The 19,566-nt window shown below is 67.1% G+C and carries 20 protein-coding genes and 1 pseudogene; 11 read left to right on the forward strand and 10 right to left on the reverse strand.

The genetic code is table 11. The features are described 5' to 3' along the window. A partial coding sequence (locus VN520_RS11365; protein ID WP_325746758.1) for a helix-turn-helix domain-containing protein occupies positions 1-2,007 on the reverse strand: 2,007 nt, incomplete at its 3' end. 121 nt (positions 2,008-2,128) lie between these two features. Here VN520_RS11365 and VN520_RS11370 point away from each other — a divergent pair. Together VN520_RS11370 and VN520_RS11375 are read left to right on the forward strand one after the other, a co-directional pair. Further along, complete coding sequence (locus VN520_RS11370) at positions 2,129-2,320, forward strand: hypothetical protein (protein ID WP_325746759.1); 192 nt, start codon at positions 2,129-2,131, stop codon at positions 2,318-2,320. A 108-nt stretch (positions 2,321-2,428) separates the two neighbouring features. Beyond that, a complete protein-coding gene (locus tag VN520_RS11375; protein ID WP_325746760.1) occupies positions 2,429-2,584 on the forward strand; it encodes a hypothetical protein in 156 nt (51 codons plus the stop codon). Between the two features lie 407 nt (positions 2,585-2,991). Here the strand turns inward: VN520_RS11375 and VN520_RS11380 are convergent, their stop codons facing one another. Further along, positions 2,992-3,759: a zeta toxin family protein gene (locus VN520_RS11380; protein ID WP_325746761.1), complete on the reverse strand. Its 768-nt coding sequence runs from the start codon at positions 3,757-3,759 to the stop codon at positions 2,992-2,994. Positions 3,760-3,884: 125 nt separating this feature from the next. On the opposite strand from VN520_RS11380, the gene tap reads away from it, so the two are divergent. From tap to VN520_RS11405, 5 genes are all read left to right on the forward strand, one after another. Beyond that, positions 3,885-6,083: a telomere-associated protein Tap gene (tap, locus tag VN520_RS11385; RefSeq protein WP_325746762.1), complete on the forward strand. Its 2,199-nt coding sequence runs from the start codon at positions 3,885-3,887 to the stop codon at positions 6,081-6,083. Between the two features lie 3 nt (positions 6,084-6,086). Then, positions 6,087-6,644: a telomere-protecting terminal protein Tpg gene (tpg, locus tag VN520_RS11390; RefSeq protein WP_325746763.1), complete on the forward strand. Its 558-nt coding sequence runs from the start codon at positions 6,087-6,089 to the stop codon at positions 6,642-6,644. A gap of 393 nt (positions 6,645-7,037) precedes the next feature. Beyond that, on the forward strand, positions 7,038-7,958 hold the full coding sequence (locus tag VN520_RS11395) for a hypothetical protein (protein WP_325746764.1): 921 nt from the start codon (positions 7,038-7,040) through the stop codon (positions 7,956-7,958). A 633-nt stretch (positions 7,959-8,591) separates the two neighbouring features. After that, positions 8,592-8,831 (forward strand): hypothetical protein, encoded by a 240-nt coding sequence (locus tag VN520_RS11400; RefSeq protein ID WP_325746765.1) that lies wholly within the window; start codon positions 8,592-8,594, stop codon positions 8,829-8,831. A gap of 43 nt (positions 8,832-8,874) precedes the next feature. Continuing rightward, complete coding sequence (locus VN520_RS11405; RefSeq protein ID WP_325746766.1) at positions 8,875-9,690, forward strand: helix-turn-helix transcriptional regulator; 816 nt, start codon at positions 8,875-8,877, stop codon at positions 9,688-9,690. Positions 9,691-9,960: 270 nt separating this feature from the next. Here the strand turns inward: VN520_RS11405 and VN520_RS11410 are convergent, their stop codons facing one another. The 5 genes and pseudogenes from VN520_RS11410 to VN520_RS11430 form a co-directional block, all read right to left on the reverse strand. Beyond that, on the reverse strand, positions 9,961-10,104 hold the full coding sequence (locus VN520_RS11410) for a DUF6300 family protein (RefSeq protein ID WP_325746767.1): 144 nt from the start codon (positions 10,102-10,104) through the stop codon (positions 9,961-9,963). A gap of 71 nt (positions 10,105-10,175) precedes the next feature. Continuing rightward, positions 10,176-10,280, reverse strand: a pseudogene (locus tag VN520_RS11415) (DUF6300 family protein); the annotation flags it as partial. A gap of 120 nt (positions 10,281-10,400) precedes the next feature. Continuing rightward, positions 10,401-11,468, reverse strand: coding sequence for a nitrilase-related carbon-nitrogen hydrolase (locus VN520_RS11420; RefSeq protein ID WP_325746768.1), 1,068 nt, complete (start codon positions 11,466-11,468; stop codon positions 10,401-10,403). A gap of 250 nt (positions 11,469-11,718) precedes the next feature. Continuing rightward, a complete protein-coding gene (locus VN520_RS11425; RefSeq protein WP_325746769.1) occupies positions 11,719-12,129 on the reverse strand; it encodes an actin depolymerization factor/cofilin-like domain-containing protein in 411 nt (136 codons plus the stop codon). A 236-nt stretch (positions 12,130-12,365) separates the two neighbouring features. Further along, positions 12,366-13,121 (reverse strand): IS6 family transposase, encoded by a 756-nt coding sequence (locus VN520_RS11430; protein WP_325746770.1) that lies wholly within the window; start codon positions 13,119-13,121, stop codon positions 12,366-12,368. A gap of 224 nt (positions 13,122-13,345) precedes the next feature. Between VN520_RS11430 and VN520_RS11435 the strand changes: the two genes are divergently transcribed. Both VN520_RS11435 and VN520_RS11440 read left to right on the forward strand, forming a co-directional pair. Then, positions 13,346-13,969, forward strand: a complete 624-nt coding sequence (locus VN520_RS11435) for an RNA polymerase sigma factor (RefSeq protein WP_325746776.1) — start codon at positions 13,346-13,348, stop codon at positions 13,967-13,969. Continuing rightward, on the forward strand, positions 13,966-15,000 hold the full coding sequence (locus tag VN520_RS11440) for a CU044_5270 family protein (RefSeq protein WP_325746771.1): 1,035 nt from the start codon (positions 13,966-13,968) through the stop codon (positions 14,998-15,000). The genes VN520_RS11435 and VN520_RS11440 overlap by 4 nt, the downstream gene beginning before the upstream one ends. Before the next feature lie 140 nt (positions 15,001-15,140). On the opposite strand, the gene VN520_RS11445 is transcribed toward VN520_RS11440, so the two are convergent. Then, entirely contained in the window at positions 15,141-15,851 is a 711-nt protein-coding gene (locus VN520_RS11445; protein ID WP_325746772.1) for an IS6 family transposase, read from the reverse strand. Here VN520_RS11445 and VN520_RS11450 point away from each other — a divergent pair. Both VN520_RS11450 and VN520_RS11455 read left to right on the forward strand, forming a co-directional pair. Further along, positions 15,819-16,280 (forward strand): integrase core domain-containing protein, encoded by a 462-nt coding sequence (locus tag VN520_RS11450; RefSeq protein ID WP_325746773.1) that lies wholly within the window; start codon positions 15,819-15,821, stop codon positions 16,278-16,280. The genes VN520_RS11445 and VN520_RS11450 overlap by 33 nt on opposite strands. A 148-nt stretch (positions 16,281-16,428) precedes the next feature. Then, positions 16,429-16,866 (forward strand): peptidoglycan-binding protein, encoded by a 438-nt coding sequence (locus VN520_RS11455; RefSeq protein ID WP_325746774.1) that lies wholly within the window; start codon positions 16,429-16,431, stop codon positions 16,864-16,866. Positions 16,867-17,191: 325 nt separating this feature from the next. Here the strand turns inward: VN520_RS11455 and VN520_RS11460 are convergent, their stop codons facing one another. Together VN520_RS11460 and VN520_RS11465 are read right to left on the reverse strand one after the other, a co-directional pair. Beyond that, complete coding sequence (locus tag VN520_RS11460; protein ID WP_325746777.1) at positions 17,192-17,809, reverse strand: hypothetical protein; 618 nt, start codon at positions 17,807-17,809, stop codon at positions 17,192-17,194. 170 nt (positions 17,810-17,979) lie between these two features. Continuing rightward, on the reverse strand, positions 17,980-19,383 hold the full coding sequence (locus tag VN520_RS11465) for an IS1380 family transposase (RefSeq protein ID WP_325746775.1): 1,404 nt from the start codon (positions 19,381-19,383) through the stop codon (positions 17,980-17,982). Positions 19,384-19,566 lie beyond the last annotated feature (183 nt).

Here is a 19,566-nt window from a genome sequence, read left to right on the forward strand (position 1 = left end):
GGCTTCCTCCCGCATCTCGGCCAGTTGGCGCAGGGCGTCGGTATCGCCGAGGCCGGCGGCTTGACGAAGCAGGGCTTCGGCGCCGTCCCGGTCCCTGGCTTCCTCCCGCATCTCGGCCAGTTGGCGCAGGGCGTCGGTATCGCCGAGGCCGGCGGCTTGACGAAGCAGGGCTTCGGCGCCGTCCCGGTCCCCGGCTTCCTCCCGCATCCTCGCCAACTGGCGCGAGGCGTCGGTATCGCCGAGGCCGGCGGCTTGACGAAGCAGGACTTCGGCACCATCCCAGTCCTGGGCGAGTTCGCGTGTCACCGCCAGTTGGCGCAGGGCGTCGGTGTCTCCGAGGCCAGCGGCCTCCTGGGCCAGGGCTTCAGCACCATCCCGGTCCCCGGCTTCCTCCCGCATCTCGGCCAGTTGGCGCAGGACGTCTGTGTCGCCATGGCCAGCGGCCTGCCGGGCTAAGACTTCGGCGCCGTCCGGATCCCCGGCCTCCGCACGCATCACCGCTAGTAAGGCCAGGGCCACAGGGCTTCCGTGGACGGCGGCTTGGTGGCGCAAGTGGTGAGCCCACTGCAGCCGAAGGCGTTTCTCGGCTTCATCCGCGATGCGGTTCAGGTGATCGGGGTGAGCGAGATGGGTAAGGGCGGCATGCCAGAAAGACGCAGGTGGGCACAGGTGACGGCGGCTGGTGCGGCCGTGTTGCTCGAGGTAGTCGGCGAGCCGGAACTGAGGTCCCTTCCCTGCCTCTGCACCCGTGGTGGCGGCGGAGGCAGGGGCGGGCGGGCGTCGCACGGGGCGGGGGGAGGTCTGTCGTAAGGGAGCTTGTTTGCCGTGGACAGGCTTGGCGAGTTCGGCGTATGCCTGTTCTGCCCAACCGTCGGAGAGCTGGTCGTAGTCGCTCTGGCTGAGGTAGTCAGTGGCGGCATCAGTGAGGAAGGCCTGGGGAAGGTGCAAGCCGACGCCGAGGCGGCGCGCGTCCATCGCGGCCTGCAGCACTGCCTTGGCGGCTGGACCGGCATGCTGGTAGCGGTTGAGGAGCTCGGGAGCACCGGCCAGGTCCTGGGTGATCCGGCCGTCGGCGTGTGCACGGGTGAGGGCGTCGGCCAGCAGCCAGTCGCCATCCTTGGCGAGGGCCCTGGCCGCGGCCAGGGCCGGGGCGTCAAAGGCATCGGGTACTGCCAAGAGGTGGCCGGCGAGTAATTCTCGTACTCGACTGTGCAGATCCGGCTCGGCCGGTGTGGGCAGAGCCGTGTATTGGGTGGCGTACTCGGGCCAGAGCGTGCCCAGCACCAGCACGGGCCCGCGCTCCCGGCTGACCAGTAGACGGTGCACGGCTGCTGCGATCTGCTCACCTACTGCCCGGTCGCCGAGGTAATGCTGGGCCTCGTTCAGCCACACCACCGTGCGGGGCCCGACGCGGTGCAGCTGCTCCAACGCGGCCTGCGCTCTGGTCGGGTCGAAGGGATGCCACAACCGCCATCCCTGATCGGCTAGGGGTTGGACGGCCTCCCAGCAGGCCCGTGTCTTGCCCGTCGAGGAGGCGCCCACCAGCACCATGATCCGACTGCGGCCGGCCATGGTGTCGTCGACTGTTTTGTCCAGCACCCGGTCATGCTCGCGACGCACATAGGCGGGCCAAGCCCGCTCTGCAGACATGTCGGAGCCTGCGGCCGTCGGGCCGGGTCCGGCCCGGTGGACCTCCAGGTCATGCGGCGCCCACTCTCCAATGGGGCGGCCAGGCCCTTCTGTCGTACTTGTGCCCGCTTGCTGCACCGCGGTGCGCTGCAACGCCAGCATTTCTGCCTCGGGCAGCCGCAGCGCGCGTGACAGCGCCGCCACCGTCTCCGCGGACGGCACCGGCTTCTGGGGAGAGAGCGCCTCCGAGACGGTGGTCCGTCCCAGACCCGCCCGCCGGGCCAGCTGGGTCTGGTTCAACCGGGCCCGGGCCAGCCCGTCGGCCAGTCTCCCGCGCAGTTTGGTTAGTTGCGGGCTGTGGCCGGTCTGCTCGTCCATGCACCTTCCCCGGGGCCCCGATGTGTTCGCCGGTGTCCATTCTCGTCCCGGCGAACACCGGCGAACACCGGTTCCATGACCTTCGACCACGTCAGCACTTCACCACTTCCCGGGAGTCCTCGTGGCCGTCGTCCTTCTGTCCACCGCGTTGGTGATCGTCGTCGCACTGTTGGCCGCCGCTGGCGCGGGCAAACTCGCCCGCATGGAGGGGGCCACGTACCCCACCGCGCTCACCCGGGCCGCTGTCGCCTTCACAGCGGTCCTCACTCTCGCCGCGACCGTGACCGCGGCCCTCGCAGCACTGCTCGTCTGAATCGCCAGACGGATGTTGTCCTACTCGTACGGAGCACGTACAGCTCCAGGCCAGCACGCGGCATCCCTGCGATTCGCGGAGAACGGTCCGTTCACCACGGCGCACGCAGTGGATGCGATGGACTGGAAAGACGTGGACTGGCCATTTGCCCACGCCGCCGCGATCGCCTGGCACGCGGCAAAGGCGGGCGAGCCGCTGACGCTCCTGTCGCTGGAACCCGAGTCGTACGCAGGGACCGACATCATTCCGCTGATCCCCATCTGACGCGTCGGCCTCGCACGCAGGGGGCGTTTCCCGCGGAGGAAGCGGCTTCAGCACCTTTGGTCGATGCGCGTCGTGCAGGTGCGCCCGGGTCGTGCCGGGCCGCATCGCGCGGCGGACCATCCGGGCGCCAGCAGCTTGCCCGCCTCGGGCTTCCCCAGGACGTAGACGGCGCGCGGCTCGTCCCGGGTGACGATGCAGTCGAGGAGGACGGGACGATCAGCTCGTCGAAGACCCACCGGTGCTCCGCGGCGTAAGAGCCGGTGGTAGTCGACGCCCGGGGCGCACCGTCGGAGCTGGGTGATGCGGCGGACCGACGGCGAGCGCGGCGTCCCGCCGCGCGTTCCGTACGACGGCCAGGCGCTCGTCCTCGCCCGGCACGTCGCGGTGCACGCGCACCTCGGCAAGGGCTATCTCCTGCTGGACACGGCCGTCTCCCGGGCCGTCCAGGCGCGCGAGCGGCCTCGGGCGATCGTCTTGTCGGCGGCGGGCCGGCGCCGCCACGCGCCGTCGACGAGCTCGTTGTCGTACAGCACCGTGCCGTGGCGGGTCACCACGGTGATGCGGTCGGCGAGCTGCTCGGCTTCGATGACCGCGAGCGTCGTGAGCATGTTCTTCGCGCACGAGTCGTGGTTCGCCCAGGTCACGAACCGTCCGCCCGCGCCGACGGAGGCCTCGGTGAGGAAGCGGTCGATGATGCCCAGCTGGCTTAACGCCTCGGGCGTCGCGAGCGCGACGACCTCGATCCGGTGCTGGGAGCGGCGGGGCGCCTCCGACGACGCACGGAAGTCGTCCGGGTTGGCGAGGGCGGATTCGACGACCGCGTCCAGGCCGTGGTTCCGGACGTACTCCTGGACGGCTGCCTGCCAGGAGCTGGTGTCCGGCCGGACCTTCGAGCCGGCGGTCCGGACGTCGGCGGCCAGCGCTGCGGCGTAGTGGCGGTGGGCGGCCTTGTAGAGGGCGCGGCCGATCCGCACGGAGCCACCACGCCGCCCGAGTGCCGCCTGGACCAAGTCGGCGACGTTGGTCTTCCCGGCCCCCGGCTGGCCGCCGACAAACACCACGACCGGACGGGCCTGGGGCACGGCGCTCGCGGCGGCTGCAGGCAGGATCACCCGCCGCAGCACGGCCCGGCTCTCGCGGGCCGGAAGCACGGCGTAGCCGTCCACGTCGTCCACAGAGCCTCCAGTGCTTCCCGGTCTGGATCGTCCCGGGAGACCACAGCGCAATGAGCAATCCATGTGAAATCCAATGTAAAATCCGACGCGCAATTGAGGTATGGTGTGTTGCGGAGGTGAGCTCTGTGCCCACTGAGAACGAGCTGTTCAGCGCCGTCGATGCGCTGCTGGAAGAAGTCGCTCAGGACGATCTCCCGACACCCGAGGAGCGCAAGCGTCTGCGCGAGGCCGCCGGGCTGAGCCAGGAACAGATCGCCAAGGCCTTGAAGAGCCGGCGGGAGACCATCGGGAACTGGGAGTCAGGCGAGACCGAGCCGCGACCGCCGAAGCGCGCCGCCTACGCCCGGCTCCTGGAGGGCCTCGCCGCCCGCTTCCCCGCCACCGCCGACGACGCGCCCGCCGCTGCCCCGGCGCCGACAGTGCCGGAGGCATTCACTGGCCCCGCGCCCGTTCCCGCCCCGGCGGCCGAAGCGCCGGCGCCCCCGGCCCCAACTACTGCCGTACGCCCGGCGCCCGCCGCGTCGTCGCGGCGCCCGGGTGTGAAAAAGGCGGTGGCGAAGAAGGCCACGGCGGCCGCGACCGCCGACGTCGACCCGCGCTTCGAGAACGGGCCGCTCGCGGTCATCGACTGCGAGGACGGGCAGGTGTCGGCGTACTGCGTCGGCGGCCTGGTCCTGGACGTGCCCGCCAAGACGATCCCGGCGCTGGTCGACTGGACGCTGACCGAGGCCCGGCTCGGGCAGGCCCGGCTGCACCGCAACGGCCGCGACGCCGACCCGATCCTCGTCCTCACCGCGGCCGCGCTGGAGCGCTTCGGCCTGCCGGTCGCCCTGTCGGAGCAGGAGCGGCACGCGGGCCGCATCCCGGCCGGCCACAAGGTGGTCAAGCAGATCGGCCGGGCCGGTCTCAAGATGAGCCAGCGCGGCTTCGGCCCGTGGGCCCGCCTCTACCGCGACCCCGAGGGCTCGAAGCGTCGCTGCGTCCAGCTGTGCATCCTGCCGTGGAACGCCCTGGACGCCCGCGAGTGGGACAAGAAGGACAACCCGCAGCTGCCGACGATGCACCCGGCCGAACTCGTCCAGTACCTCGGTCTGTACGCGGCCCGGGTCATCACGCCACGCGGCAGCACCGCGACGACCGGCCTGGAGCTGATGACCGCGCTGCGCCCGCCCACCCGCGCCCAGAAGGACGAGGCCACCGGCGAGTTCAAACCGGCGTTCAACGACGACGCGATTACCGCCAAGTACCCCGTCGTTCCGTGCGAGGTCCCCGATGAACACCCGATCCTGAAGGACGCGGGGTTCGCCCGGCATCACCTGCGGACCCCGGCAGAGATGCTGATGGAGGAGCCCTACGACTGGTGCCGGCCGCTCACCGATGAGGAGTGCGCCAACCCCTACCTGGTCGTCGTCGACATCAACATGAGCTTCGCCGCGGCCGCGAACGGACTCACGGTCGGACTGAACGGGCCGACCCACCTGGAGAACAACCCGAAGTTCGACCCGGCGCTGCCCGGCTCGTGGCTGGTCGACCTCTCCCACGTCGACCTCTCCCGCGTGCGGGTCAACGGCCGTACGGTCGACGGCTCCCGGCTCCCGAGCCCGCTCACGCCGAAGGGCGACCGTCCCAAGGGCCCGGCCTGGTACGCCACGCCCACCGTGCAGTACGCGGTGGAGCTCGGCTTCGACGTCGCGCCGATCGAGGCGTACGTGCGCACCCAGACCGGCCGCTACCTCGACTCCTGGTACAAGCGGCTGCGCGACGCGTACATCGCGACGATGGCCGACATGGGCGTCACCACCGACCTCCAGGGCGAGGAGTTCCTCGAGGCGATGGCCCGGCGCAAGCAGGTCGACCCGACGATGGCGCTGCTGGAGACCGCGATCAAGGCGACGGCGAAGGGCGCGATCGGTAAGCTGCGCCAGCGCTCGCGGGGTCAGGTGCCGTACTACGAGCACTATCCGGCGCTGGACCGGTGGACGTGGCGCCCGGACATCCGGGCCGCCGTGCTCGCGAACCAGCGCACCGGCCTGCACCGCAAGCTGATGAAGACGGCGGCCGCCGCCGACCTCTACCCGGTCGCGATCGGCACCGACGCAATCGTCTACCCCTCGTCCGGGCCGTCCCCGCTGGACGTTCTGCCGTACACGCCCGAGGGCAAGCCGGCGCCGGGCACGTTCCGGCTCGGGGTCTCGCCCGGGATGGTCAAGCACCAGGGCACGCAGACCGTCCTCTGGGCGGAGCAGCAGTTCGAGGAGCGTGGCGAGGTCTTCAACATCTCCAACCTCATCAAGACTGACCAGAGCGTCGGAGAAGGGGAGTAGACCGTGGTCGACTCGCTCGGGGACAGCCTGGACCGCGCGCTGGAGGGGGCGTTCACCCGCCGCATCCCCCAGAGCGCCCAGGCGCAGATGAAGTACCTCGTCAAGCAGCTCAAGGGCACCAAAGCCGCCGCCCAGGCGCTCGGGATCTCCCAACGCACCGTGGAGCGGTACGTCACGGGCAAGCTCAAGCGCCCCCGCCAGGACCTGCGTGGCCGCCTGGAGCGCGAGGTCAAGAAGCGATGGCAGCCGCAGATCCGCGCGAAGGCGCGGAAGCAGGCGGCGTCCACGGGCGGGCTGGTCGTCTCCACCCGCGCCCGCTTCGGCTTCACCGCCGCCTCGGGCACCACCGACGACGCCCGGATCCGGGACATCACCCAGGCCCTGCCGCCCCGGTACGCCGACCAGTTGTTCACCGCGCGGGAGCAGGGCAAGTCCGAGGACCAGCTCCGGCAGATCGCTGCCGACGGCCTGGCCCAGATGTACTTCCGGGCCAGCGACACCCGCGCGCACGGCCTGGGCGTGGAGTTCACCGACGTGGAACGGCTCGACATCGAGCTGTAGCCAGACGCCCGACCCGCAGGCGGCGCGTCCCAGTGTGACTGAGCGCTTCAGTTGGCGAGTGAGCGTGCGAGTTGGCCGGTTGAGTATTCCGTGTCGATATTGGCTGAGCTGCTCGGCTTGGACGTCGAGGAGGAGCTTCGCGGGACCACCCGGCCTGCGCGGGAACTTATTCCCCGCGCGCCGTCTACATCTTCGTTCGTCGGACTGGTCGGCGCGCTTGTACGACCTGCGGTACAACGGTTGCTCACGCAACTGGTGCCTGCTGGGGGGGGGAAGAGCATGGGACACACGACAGCCACCTTCGTCCGCTATCGAGCAGGCCGGTCCAACAGAGTTCTACGTCTGGCCTTGTGGGAAGCGTGGGATTCGAAGTGCTATTGGTGTACCAAGCCCGTGGAGTTCAGCTTCTCCGAGATTGACCACATCATCCCCAAGGACGTCACCGAAGCGGGCCTGGCAGAGCTCAAGACGGCCTACGGACTACGGGCCGATTTCGACCTCCATGACCCGCGGAACCTCGCCCCGATCTGCCGCCCGTGCAACGGAGTGGAGGGCAAGAGCAACTCCGTACGCCAAGCGGGCATCACGATGAGCTATCTGGCCGGCGCGGAGAAGCGCCGTCCTGCCGTGCTCAAACGAATTCAGAACCTCGGCAGGTCGGGCAAGGTGGCCGCCCACATGCTTGCGGCTGCCACCGCCGATCTCAGCCAACCCGACCTCCGGCGGGAGTTCCTGGACACCGCCCCCGCGGTCGTCCGGGTCCTGGCAATGACAGGACAAGGCATCGGCGACTACCGGTCGTTTCGGGAGGCAGAGGTCTGCATCGGCGACGAAGATGGGCTGTGGCAGCGCATCGAAGTGGCACTGGACGACCGAGGACGGCTCACGATCGCTCTCCTGGAGGACCTGTGCGCCGCCGAACTGGAGGACGTTCTCCAGGATCCGATGGAGCAGCTCATCCAGGAGATCCGCAGCCGCGTCACAGCCGGGTTCGAGACCATGGATACGAGCGACCCGATCACCGCCGGGCCGCCCACCAGCGACTTCATCACCCTCAACATCGACTCTCTCGACTTCCTACGCCACGCCGGGCAGGTCGAGTTCACCTTCCAGGGTGCTTTCGAAGCAGGCTTCGCAGCGTCTGTGGTCCGCAGCAGCTCGGACGGGGGCGGGACGGACGACCTGCAGGGCGACGCTAGGGTCAGCGGAACGTTCTCCTTTGTGGCCGGCTGGGACCTCGCCGATGACCTGGCGCAGGTACACACAGGCGACTGCACCATCGAGGACTGGGATGCGGACCTCAACGTCGGGTAGCGCGATGTAAGTCGGGTCGGCGGGGCCGCGCACTGAACGGCACAACGCCACGCTCAACTGGCCAACTGAGTACTCAGTCACACCCAGCTGCTGGGAATGGCTTTGCCGTAGCGGGTGAGAAACGCAAACGAGCCGACAGCTGGTGCTGTCGGCTCGTTGCTGCGGGCCCGGAGCCCACCAGGGCCCGCATGGTGTCCCTGATCAACCTGGTTGGAATTACGCGGCGGTGCAGGGACTTAGCAAAATCGTCCCAGCGGCGGGGAGCTGAGGGCAACCCAAACTGGTTTACGTCTGGGTGTTTACATGATCATCTGCGCCGTTGTGGCGTTCTGCTGAATTGGTACTGGCGAGCGACCCTGAAGCCAGCCTGATCGAGACCTTCCTCGTTACACAGCGTGTCCACCCTTTGGCCAATGGTCTGCCCTGCGGTCCTCTCGAATCAACCCCACGCACCGAATTCGAGGGTGGGGTGGGATGCACGCGAATAAAACATCTCGATCGGTCATGACGCATGGTCATGGAGTGACAGCATTTCCGTTACCGCGGCCGGTGAGCCAACCGCCCAGCGGCACAACCTGGTTGGAAGCAGGAACACCTTCCTGCACACGCGATCAAAGGAACAGGGAGCTCAGTATGTTGACCACCATCGTCCCTCCGAGAGCATGCCCCAGCGGCCCCGAGGCCATCATCATCACGGTCGTGGTTCTCTTCGTGACCGTACTGATCCTCACGGGGACGAAGCCGGTCACTGCCGTCCTCGTGACCGGCGGCGCCGGCCTCTTCGGCGCTCTCGTGGTGCGGGTCTGCACCACCAGCAAGCTGACCGCGTTCCTGCGCCCGGCCTTGGTCGAACTGCGGACCACCTCGGCCTGACCGCGCCATGACTACCGTGAGGGAGGTCCGGCGTCTCAAGAAGGTGCCGGACACCGAGAACGCCGTCGGACAGCTGGCCTGCGCTTTGCGCCGCAGCCGCGCCGCGCTGGGACTCACTCAAAGTCAGGCAGCCGACGCCATCGGGAAGCCGACCTCGACCATTCAGCGAGCTGAATCCGGAGCAGCCGCGCCGAAGAAGTCCGTCGTGGACGGATACGTCGCCAAACTCGGGCTCAACTCCGAGGACGCAAAGCAGCTGTTCGAGAAGGCCACCCGGCCCCTTGGACGGCAGCGACGCTCCCTTACCCAAGCCCCGCACCCGCGCATGGTGAGCACACGCGACGAGCTCGGCAGGGCACTGGCCAGGATCTGGGAAGGAAACAATCGCCCATCCATGCAGAAACTAGAAGACCGAGTACAAGCTGCGCGGAAGGATGAGACGCGGAAGCCGTTCGTGTTCCTGTCCCGGAGTGCCGCATATCGAATATCTCACCGCCAGCAGTTGCCCAGCGGTGTCGAGCAACTGCGCGCGTACCTGTACGCCTGCAAGGTCAAGGAGCGCCAGTTCCCCATCTGGATCCAGGGGTATCACCGGGTGAAGGCCAAGGAGAAAGAGGAGTCGGCGGCCAAGAAGACGGCCGACAGCGAAGAACGCGGTAGGTGGCGCGGGTGGAGGGGGCGGCGCCAAGCCGTAAGCATCATGGCCAACGCCGGCCTCATCCCGGCTGAACATTTCCCCCGCTCCGTCACCGCGCCGTGGACCGCGCAGTGTATGACCTGCGGTCTGATCAGCCGGTTCCGCCTCTTGGACGTCGGGCAGGGGCGCGAGTGCCCCAGATGTGCAACCCCGTCGCCGTGAAGCGACCCACCTCCCGGTGCCGGGCGCCTTGCGCCCGGCACCGGCATCATGTCGCATGAGCGACCGGTGGCGGCAATGGTCAGTCGGGCAGTACAGAAAGGTGGAGATGAAGGTAGCCAAGGCGTTTCAGGCCGCTCGTGAGGGCGCAGACGCCGCCTACCCGGACGGCTACGAGCCGACCGGGACGAAGAGTCCGCGCCGTGGCGCGGTACCGGCGGATTACGAGTGGGGATCGGCCATGACCTTGCCGCCACGGCCGACAGGCGGCGTTCAGGGCTGATCGGGCGGGGCGTCCTGCAAGTGCCAGCCGTGGGCAGCCATGCACTCCTTCGTCCGCTCCATCAGCAGGTGCGCGCCCTCCTGGACGCGGCTTTCGTCATGGCCGCCGCCGTCGGCGAACCACTGGACGAACAAGCCGGCCGCCGGGCGGCCGCCGGGCGGCCGGCGTCGCCGGTGTCGCAGGCCGGGCACAGCTCCAGGTGGATCGGTCGCCCGTGTTCGTCGTTCTGCGGCGCCACTCCGCTCATGATGATGCCGCCTCGGCAGCGTGAACACTGCGGCAGTCGGTCGGCGAACTTGAGCAGTTCCATGGCCAGCCCCCCTTGCTCTGGACGTGGCCCCAACCCAAGACCTGCTGAACTGCGCCGTCAACCCCTTGTGGTCGGGTAGCCGGATCACAGTGGATGTGACGACGCAAGCTAGATGGCAAATCAGTACGGTTGTTGGCAAATGTTGCTGATGTTGCCCTGGGTTATGGGTGTGCCGGGACACCTTGGTTGGTACCTGGCCACGCATGGTGGAACCGGAGCGGCAGTCCCGCTCGTGGGGTAGGGGTCACGCTGGTGTACGCAGGACCGGGTGCAAGGTGAGGCGGTTGTCGCGGGTGTGGTCGCCTTCTGGGCTGAAGGGCTGAAGGGCGGGATGGCGGCGGGTAGGCAGTCGGCGATCAGGAGGCAGTCGTGCTGGCGGTCTTCGGCGGTGGCGGTGACCAGGGGTTCGCCGTCGGGTGCCCAGATGCCGGAGTTGCCGCGGTACTGCCAGGAGCCGACGGGGACTTGTTCCCAGCCGCGGCGGTTGGCGTAGGCAACGAACAGGCGCCAGATGCTGGCCATGGCGGGGATGATGTGGCGGGTGGCGTCCTGGTAGGGGACCTGGCTCATGGACCCGCTCGCGAGTCGGAAGTGGAAATCGGCGGCGGTGGGACCCAGGACGATCTTCGCGCCGCTTTCGGCCAGGTACTGATAGAGCGGGGGAAATTCGCACTCGTAGCAGTTCAACACCCCTACGCTGACGCCGTTCAGGCTGACCACCGGGGGCAGGTCCTGGCCGAAGGAGTAGTTGCGGCGCTCGGCGGCCCCGTACAGGTGGCTCTTGCGGTAGTTCGCCAGCACCAGGCCATCGGCGTCGATCACACTGATCGAGTCGTAGAACCGTTCCCCGTCCCGCTCCGGATAGGGCAGCACTACCGCCAGCTCGTTCTGCTTGGCCGTCCGCCGCACGCACTCCACTGAGGGGCCCTGGGCGTGCTCGGCCAGCTCCCGGCACTCCTGCAGTCCGATGGCGTATCCGGTGTTGAACTTCTCCGGGAACACCAGCACCTGACAACCGTGCCGGGCCGCCAGCACTGCGACCTCCTCCATCCGGTCCAGGTTCTCGCGCACCGCCTGCGCGCTGCCGACCGGGCCCTGCCCTTGGTAGAGCCCCACCCGCAGCCCCGCCCCAGCCGTGGGCGGCCCCTCCAGCGCGGAACGGAAGACCACTCGAACGGGCTGCTTCATCATCGGGCTCCACGGGAACCGGCGGTCCCGGTGACCGCCACTGCAGCAGAAACGATCAAGCGCCCCGGCAAGTCACGACCGAGTGCCCCCTCATGTGGGGGCCGGCGTCCGGATGCACAGCGGGCCCGCCAGGAGAGTGCGGGTGTTCTCCGACGGGCGCCGCAGATGAGTGGTGCAGGTGGGGCAGTTGACCGCGCGGGCGGCTGGACCGGGTCAGTCCTCCCGTTGATCAGCCGTCCGAACGGTCAGCTCAGCGCGAGACCTTGTTCAGGACCGCATCGAAGGCGACCTCCGCGAATTCGGTCCCCTGGATCTCGGCCGAGATGCCCGTGAGCTCACGGCGGAGTGCATCCTTGGCCGAGGCGAAGAGCATCTTCTGCTTGATCCTGGCGTCGTCCGGTGACCACGCGAACAAAAGGATCTTGTTCCGCTTCCCGGCGCCATCCCTCTCGTACTCGAAGTCGTAGACGGCCCACCGGCACTCAGTCTCCGGCAGATCCGCAAGGAAGGTGTCGTAGTCCGTGTCGCTGGAGACCTTCTCGACGACAATCTCCGTATTGTCACCGTTGAGATTGAAAATGATGTACTTGTGCTTCTTCTGGAGCCTCAACGCCTGGTATTTCTGCAGGCAGACGTCGTTCACCGCGATACCTGATGACATGATTCTCCTCCGCCGACGGGCTGGCACTTACGGTGATCACACGATATCGGAACGTCACCTTCGAGGTCTTCGCAACGAGGTAGAGCCCGCCAGCCTCGGGCCAGCGGGCCGTATCCGCATCTCGGCCGCGCGTACACGCTCCACCGGGACCAGTAACAAGGGCGTTGTCACGTTGTTGGGGGTGCGAGCGCCTGACGGGGTGTTGAGGTGTGGTGGGGCTGGGTGCAGGTCTGGGCTCAGGCCGCGGCAGGTCGATCGGTGACGCCGGTGGTCTGTTGCCAGATGGTGAAGCGGACGGTCATCTCAGCTCGGTAGTGGGATGCGGTCATCAGGTGGCGGTGGGGCCGGAAATGGGGCGAGATGCCGCTGAAGGCGGACAGGAATCTCTGCGCCCCGCCCACGCTCCGGAAGCCTTTCATCGCGCGTTCGCGTTGCCGGATGGGCTGGTGGGAGTTTTCGGCGCGGTTGTTCAGGCCCTTGTGGGAGCGGTGCTCCACGGAGGGCATGACCTCGCGGTAGGCCGCCCCGTAGGAGCGCAGCTTGTCCGTGACGAGCACCCGCGGCACGGACCCGGTCTCCATGAGGAGCCGGCGGAAGAATCGCCTGGCCGCGGCCTTGTCACGCCGGTTCTGAACCAGGATGTCGAGGACGTTGCCGTTCTGGTCGACGGCCCGCCACAGGTACTTCTGCTCGCCGTTGATCTTGATGAAGACCTCGTCCACGTGCCACTTGTCACCGGGCCGGGGACGCCTACGACGCAGGGAGTTGGCGTAGGCCTGCCCGAACTTGGCACACCAGCGGCGGACCGTCTCATGGGAGACGAGCACGCCGCGCTCGAGCATCAGCTCCTCCACCTCGCGAAACGACAGCGGGAAGCGGAAGTACAGCCACACGCAGCAGGAGATCACCTCGACCGGATACCGGTGCCCCTTGTACGACGGTGACGTACTGCCCACGGACGCCCCTCCCAGCACGACCAACCAGAAGATCATCCCACCCAGTCAGCCAACGTGACAGTGCCCTTTGCCGACTTGGAGCCGGAGCCCGATCTGTCCTCGTTCTTCGTCCCCTGCGGGCGGCCGCGAATGCGATGCTCCCGAAGGTGGATCTGCCGGAGGTGCTGCTTGATCGGCAAGGCGTCTCGTCATGCGTAAAAATTTCCTGCTGCCGATGTGGAACCGGCTGAGGTGTGCGGACACTACTGGTTGTGAAGTCACTGAACGAGCGAGTTCGATCTGGTGAGCGTGAGGCGTTCGCCGAGATTTTTGATCAACATGCGCGTGTGGTGCACGCATACGCCGTCCGAAGTACAGGCGACTGGGCTGCAGCAGAGGACGTGATGTCCCTGACCTTCCTTGAAGCCTGGCGGCTGCGGCACAAGCTCCGCGACGAGGTGGTCAGCGTCCGGCCCTGGTTGCTGGGCATCGCCACAAACGTGCTCCGCAACTCTGCCAGAGCAGCACGTCGGCACCGCAGGGCTATGTCTCGCCTGGAAACCGAGGTTGCTTACCCGGACTTTTCAGACGAAGTGGTCGGACAGCTTGCTGACACCCAACGCCTGGAAGCGGCCTCTAAGGCGCTCCTCCTTCTCAAGCGAAGCGAGCGCGAGGTCTTCACGTTGGTCGTGTGGTCAGGGCTGAGTTATTCAGCGGCTGCTGAGGCCCTCAGGGTGCCCACTGGAACGGTCCGTTCCCGGCTTTCGCGAGCCCGGGTCAAATTACGCCAGATGGTGGAAACAGAGCTGGGGGCAGGAATCTCCACTCTGCAATCTGAGCGCGTTGGCGGACACAGCGTGAAGAACACATCGCTTGAGGTCTCTGCACACCGGAGGAAAGCATGAAGAAGCGTTCGCTGTCCGAAGTGACGGAGCGGGAAGAGGCGGAAGCAGAATTTCCAGCGCCTCTCTATCCGGAGCCGACACCTGCAGCTTTCAACCTGCACAGGGAGAACCTGCTCGTGGAGATCGACCGCCAGAGCGTGAACGCGCTACAACAACCCCGCGTGCGGCGGCGCATCACCGTTACCGTTTTTTCTGCAGCAGTAGCGTTCGCTGCAATCACCGCAGTCGTACTGCCCAATCTCGGCACGTCACCTGCCCCGAAGGTTGCACCGGCATCGACAGCTTCAGTTCAGCTCCTGGAGCAGGCAGCCTTGACAGCTACCGTGAACCCGCCCACATCGCCAAGAAACATGCAATTTATGTACGTCAAGGTGACCGGGCACACCACCGCGCTGTCCGAGAATCAGGACGGCAAGATGGAGCGGTCCCGCCAGAGCGAAAACTACGAACAGTGGACGTCCGTAGATGGCAGCAGCCGCACCGTGCAACGCCAGGGCGGCGCCAACGAAACCCTCCTGGATGCCCCCGGTCAAGGAAGCTTCGGCCTGCCCACCTATCGTTTCCTGGAAAAGCTGCCCACCGATCCGACAGAGTTGCTCAAAGTGATTTACCGCGAGGCGGAGCTGAATCACGGAGAAGGTTCGGATTCCACCACCGGGCCGGACCAGCAAGCTTTCGTCATGATCGGTGATTTGCTCCGGGCCTCGGTAGCTCCGCCGGAGGTGAGTGCAGCCCTCTACCGCGCTGCCGCTCACATTCCTGGTGTGATCGCGATTCCGAGCTCGGTGGACGCTGCTGGGCGCCGTGGCGTGGCAGTTGCTCGCGTGCACGACGGCGAGCGAAGTGAATGGATCTTCGACAAGGAGACCACACTCTTCCTTGGCGAGCGCACAGTGCTTCTGGAAGACAACGCCTGGGGCAAGGCCGGCACCGCCGTGACCTCAACCGCGGTTACGGCCAGCGGTGTCACAGACAAGCCTGGCCAAGCACCCATGCGCCCCTCCGAGCAGAGTGGCACTTCGAGCACCTGACCTGCGAGAGGGGTAAGGCCCCAACCCGTGCTTTGCGCGGTCGGTCCGGAAGGCCTTTTGTGGGCGTTGTCACGTTGTTGGGTGGGTAGGGCCTGACGGTGTGTCGAGGCATGGTTCCAGTCGGGCTCCGGGCCTGTTGCTCAGGCCACTGCGAGCCGGGCGGTTACCTGGTCCCAGATCGTGAAGCGGATGGTCATCTCGGCCCGGTAGCCGGGAGCGGTCATCAGGTGGCGGCGGGGTCGGAAGTGGGGTGAGATGCCGCTGAACGCGGACAGGAACCGCTGGGCTGCGCCGGTGCTGCGGAAGCCTTTCATCGCCCGTTCGCGCTGCCGCGTTGGCTGGTGGCTGTTCTCGGCCCGGTTGTTCAGACCCTTGTGGGAGCGGTGCTCGACAAAGGGCATGATCTCGCGGTGGGCCGCGCCGTAGGAGCGGAGCTTGTCGGTGATGATCACCCGCGGCACCGCACCCGTGGTCTTCAGCAGGCGGCGGAAGAAGTGCCTGGCCGCAGCGGTGTCCCGCCGGTTCTGCACGAGGATGTCCAGGACGTTGCCGTCCTGGACGACGGCCCGCCACAGGTACTTCTGCTCTCCGTTGATCTTGACGAATACCTCGTCCAGGTGCCACTTGTCACCGGGCCGGGGCTGCCGGCGGCGCAGCGCGCCTGCGTAGGCCTGCCCGAACTTCGCACACCAGCGGCGGACGGTCTCGTGGGAGACGAGCACACCGCGCTCGAGCATCAGCTCCTCGACCTCGCGGAAGCTGAGGGGGAAGCGGAAGTACAGCCACACGCAGTGGGAGATGATCTCGACCGGGTACCGGTGCCCCTTGTACGACGGCGACACGGCCCCCACGAACAATCCCCTCCAGCACGATCAACCAGAAGATCATCCCATTCAGTCAACCAACGTGACAGCGCCCGGGCAACGGCTCTCCCCGACCTCAGAGGATCACACCTCCGACAACGTGACAGTGCTCGATACACAAGTTTCCGGCTCGCCGAGCATCTGGACGCCGCCGGCATCGCCGCCTCGATCGGATTGGTCGGCGATGCCTACGACAATGCCCTCATGGAGTCCACGATCGGCCTGTTCAAGACCGAGCTGATCAAGCCCCGACGGCCATGGAAGACGCTGCCCGATGTCGAGCTCGTCACCGCCGAGTGGGTCGACTGGTACAACCACCGTCGGCTCCACGGTGAGATAGGCCACGTCCCACCCGTCGAATACGAAGCCAACTACTACACCGAAATCACGAAACCCCAGGTCATTACCACAATTTGAGATCTCTACCGAACCCGGGGCGGTTCAATCCCGTGGCTGGTTTTAGACGCATCTGAGGCACACCCCAATTTGACGAACCTGTTGCCAGGTTACTTCTGGATGGCGTATGGGAAGAAAGTCTCCACTCAACAGAAGGGGAACCCCCAGCATGAAGCGCAGTCTGACGCGGATCATCGCCAGCACAACCGCAGTGATCGGCATAGCGGCCGGAAGCCTTGCACTCGCCACCCCCAGCATGGCTATCACAACAACCGCTCCACGGCCTGCAGTCGCAGTCGCAGTCGCGTACAACAACCTCGGGCTCACCAGAACCCAGGCCATGGGCGTCCAGTGCTTCCTCGGCGTCGGCGCGGACGGATATCTCGGCACGGAAAGCTGGAAGGAAATGCAGCGCTTCCTCAACAGGGTCTGGGACCAAAGCCTCGGTGTCGACGGTATCGTTGGCCCGAATACGATCAGGGGTCTCCAGTACTTCCTCAAGTACGGCAATTGGGGGTACACCGGCGCTCTCGATGGAATCGCCGGTCCGGGAACGCAAGCGGCGTTCGCGAGATTCGGCACACAGAACTACAACCAGTTCTGTTAACCTCGATCTTTCGTGACGGGCCGTCGGATACTCCGGCGGTCCGTTCCGGCTTGTCGGGTCGGTGACAGGTAGGGCGATGGCCCGGTTGTCGCGTCGGGTGTGCGCCGGGTTCCACGGGTCACGCCGCAGGCCCAACCGACTCACGTCCATCTCCCAGACCGTCCTTACCCAGCAGTGCTGAAAAATCTCAGAAGAAGCCCCATGGCTCTGGCTCGAGAATCTTTCCGAGGCAGGAGCAATGCCACGACACCCGCGCTAACATGAGGCCATCGCACCCCTCCAACAGTTGTCACTGCGGCCGAACCGCCGACTTCCGATGGTGCTGTCACGTTGTCGGCGGTAAGGGCTCGCAGAGAATCAAGGTGTTGCTTCCTGCGGTTCGGCTCGTTGTCGTGGTATGAGCGTCTCCGGCGAGGTTCGCGGTCAACTCACTGTGAAGTTCCAGGTGTTGTTCCCACACCTCGACGAACGGCAGCGGCGGCTGATGATGGGAGCCGAAGCCCGGATCCTGGGCCAGGACGCGGGGGAGTAGGAGATCCCCCGCATCCCGCTCCAGTACGACCGTGCTGTCCTCGTCGGTGCGATGGTGCGGGAGAAGCTGCGCACCACCACCGCCGTGCAGGGCCGGGCGTACGACGTCGTCGCCCACCAACAGGCGGCGACGCCCGAGCAACTGCTCGCGCCCTTGGCCGCCAGCCCCGAAGACGACGACCAGGAGCCGGAGGCCGGGGCACGGTCGAGGATCGACCTGACGGCGCTGCGCGAGCTGAAGGCATCGCGTACGGACGTAGAGGCCCTGGACTTCACCGCCGAGCAGCTGCGCCGTGTGACGGACGCCTTCACGAAGGCCGGCGACGGAGCCCGTGCGAGGACGCAGAAGCACGCCGACCGAGTGGACACCACCCCACCGCGCCCGGTGCACGAGGACGACCAGCGTGCGCACCGCCCCCAGCAGCCGGACCGACAGCGCGGGCTAGCCTCGGCGTTTCAGTTGGAGCTGTGGGCGGCCGAGCGAGATTGTTTGGGGCTGTGTCGGGCGGTGGGCATGGTGACGGCCCGGCGCGGGGTCGGGTTCTCCGAGGTCCTTGGGTCGAGGTGGGCAGGGACAGCGGGTCAGCTGGCGGGACGGGGTAGTGCGGCCAGGCGGTGGAACGCGGCCGCGAGTTCATGTCGCCAGGGCCAGGTCGCGGATATGCGAAGGCGGAGGCGGCGGCCGCCGCGGGTGATCCGGGCGCCGACGTGCAGGAGCCGGTAGCGGAGTTTCTTGGGTTCGGCAGTCGCGAGTTCGCCGTCCAGCAGAAGGACGCGGGTCCAGGCGAGGAGGTCGGTGGCCGCGAGGCTGAGTTCGAGCCAGGCGGCGTTGACCGGGAAGAGGCGGGAGGGGAAGCGGCCCAAGCCGGTGGTTTTGCCGCACCGGATGCGGTCCTCGACGGTGGCGTGTCCGCGGTGGCGGACCTCGAGGAACTGGGCCGCTCCGGAGTTGAACGGGGTGTCGGTGAGGAAGACCTGGTGCCGCATGCCTTCGTCCTGGTCGAAGAGTGAGAGCTGGGCTCCGGGGTGGGGGCGTTCGCGACGGACGATGATGCGGGTGCCGGCCGGGTAGCCGGCAAGGTCGGTCATGCCGGTCAGTTCGGCGACTTCGGCGGACTCGCGGAGGGTGCCGTCCTGGTCCAGGGCGGGGTGCCAGACCTGCTCGGGCAGGGCCCGGATCGCGCGGCGGACTGGTTCGGTGACCGCGTATCCCACCGAGAAGAAGGTGCGGATTCCCCGTGTTCGCAGCTCCCGGACGTGGGTGAGGAAGGCTTTCGCGGACCCGGCGCTGTCGGTGCGGACGAGGATGTCGGTGCCGTGCCGGTGGGCGTCGGGGATCTGCGCGAGAGCGTCGTCCAGTACCGCGATGTGATCCGCGGCCGTGTTGGCTCCGGCGTTGCCGGGACGCAGCCGCCCGGCCATGGCCTCGCCTGTATTGGCCATGAAGCACAGCAGCGGGTGGAAGCCGAAGCTGCCTTTGTAGGTGGGCGCGGCCGCCTCCTTCTCGGAGTGGCAGGTGATCAGCGTGGCGTCGATGTCCAGGACGAGGCCGGGCAGTTCCCGCCCGCCGGCTTTCGCCGCCGGTATGCCGCAGCGGGTCTCGGACGCCTGCAGCCAGGCCACTTCGCGGCCCTGGGCGCGGGCTGAGCGCAGACGATCCAGTACACGTTCGTCGATGGCGGCCAGCAGTCTCCAGGCCGTCGGCGTCGAGGCGATGGGGCCGAACACCTCGCCCTGGTCCCGCAGCGCGGCCAGATCCCCGATCGCCTCGCCGCCATCGGCGAGCATCACCGCGAGATCGGCGGCGATCCGGCCCGGGTCATGACCAGTACCGCGTGGCCGAAGCGGACTCAGCGCGGTGGAGTACGAGCTGGTCAGCCCGGTGGCATCGGCGAGATCAGCCAGCAGCCGCGCTCCGGCGTGACCAACCACCCCCGCACCGTCAGCAGTGACATGGAGCTTGGGACGCGAACCGATACCCTGCACGTAGAAAGTGCCTTCCGCCTGGACCGACAGAACCCCTAGACACAATACCGGTGACTTTGAGGTGTGTTGGTCGTTGGATGTGTTGTGCCAAGGCCTGGGCAGGTGAAGTCGTCGGGTGAACGGTTGTCGGACCGGATCGCCTTGGGTGTGTTGACGCGGGTGTATCCACCCGGGGTGGTCGAT

It is taken from the genome of Streptomyces sp. (assembly GCF_035563135.1).
In the GTDB taxonomy this organism is placed as follows: Bacteria; Actinomycetota; Actinomycetes; order Streptomycetales; family Streptomycetaceae; genus Streptomyces.

Bases quoted from the DNA above. Each gene is read 5' to 3' on its own strand.
- VN520_RS11400 (WP_325746765.1), top strand. From the start codon at position 8,592: ATGTTGACCACCATCGTCCCTCCGAGAGCATGCCCCAGCGGCCCCGAG.
- VN520_RS11420 (WP_325746768.1), bottom strand. From the start codon at position 11,468: ATGAAGCAGCCCGTTCGAGTGGTCTTCCGTTCCGCGCTGGAGGGGCCG.
- VN520_RS11425 (WP_325746769.1), bottom strand. From the start codon at position 12,129: ATGTCATCAGGTATCGCGGTGAACGACGTCTGCCTGCAGAAATACCAG.
- VN520_RS11430 (WP_325746770.1), bottom strand. From the start codon at position 13,121: ATGATCTTCTGGTTGGTCGTGCTGGGAGGGGCGTCCGTGGGCAGTACG.
- VN520_RS11440 (WP_325746771.1), top strand. From the start codon at position 13,966: ATGAAGAAGCGTTCGCTGTCCGAAGTGACGGAGCGGGAAGAGGCGGAA.
- VN520_RS11455 (WP_325746774.1), top strand. From the start codon at position 16,429: ATGAAGCGCAGTCTGACGCGGATCATCGCCAGCACAACCGCAGTGATC.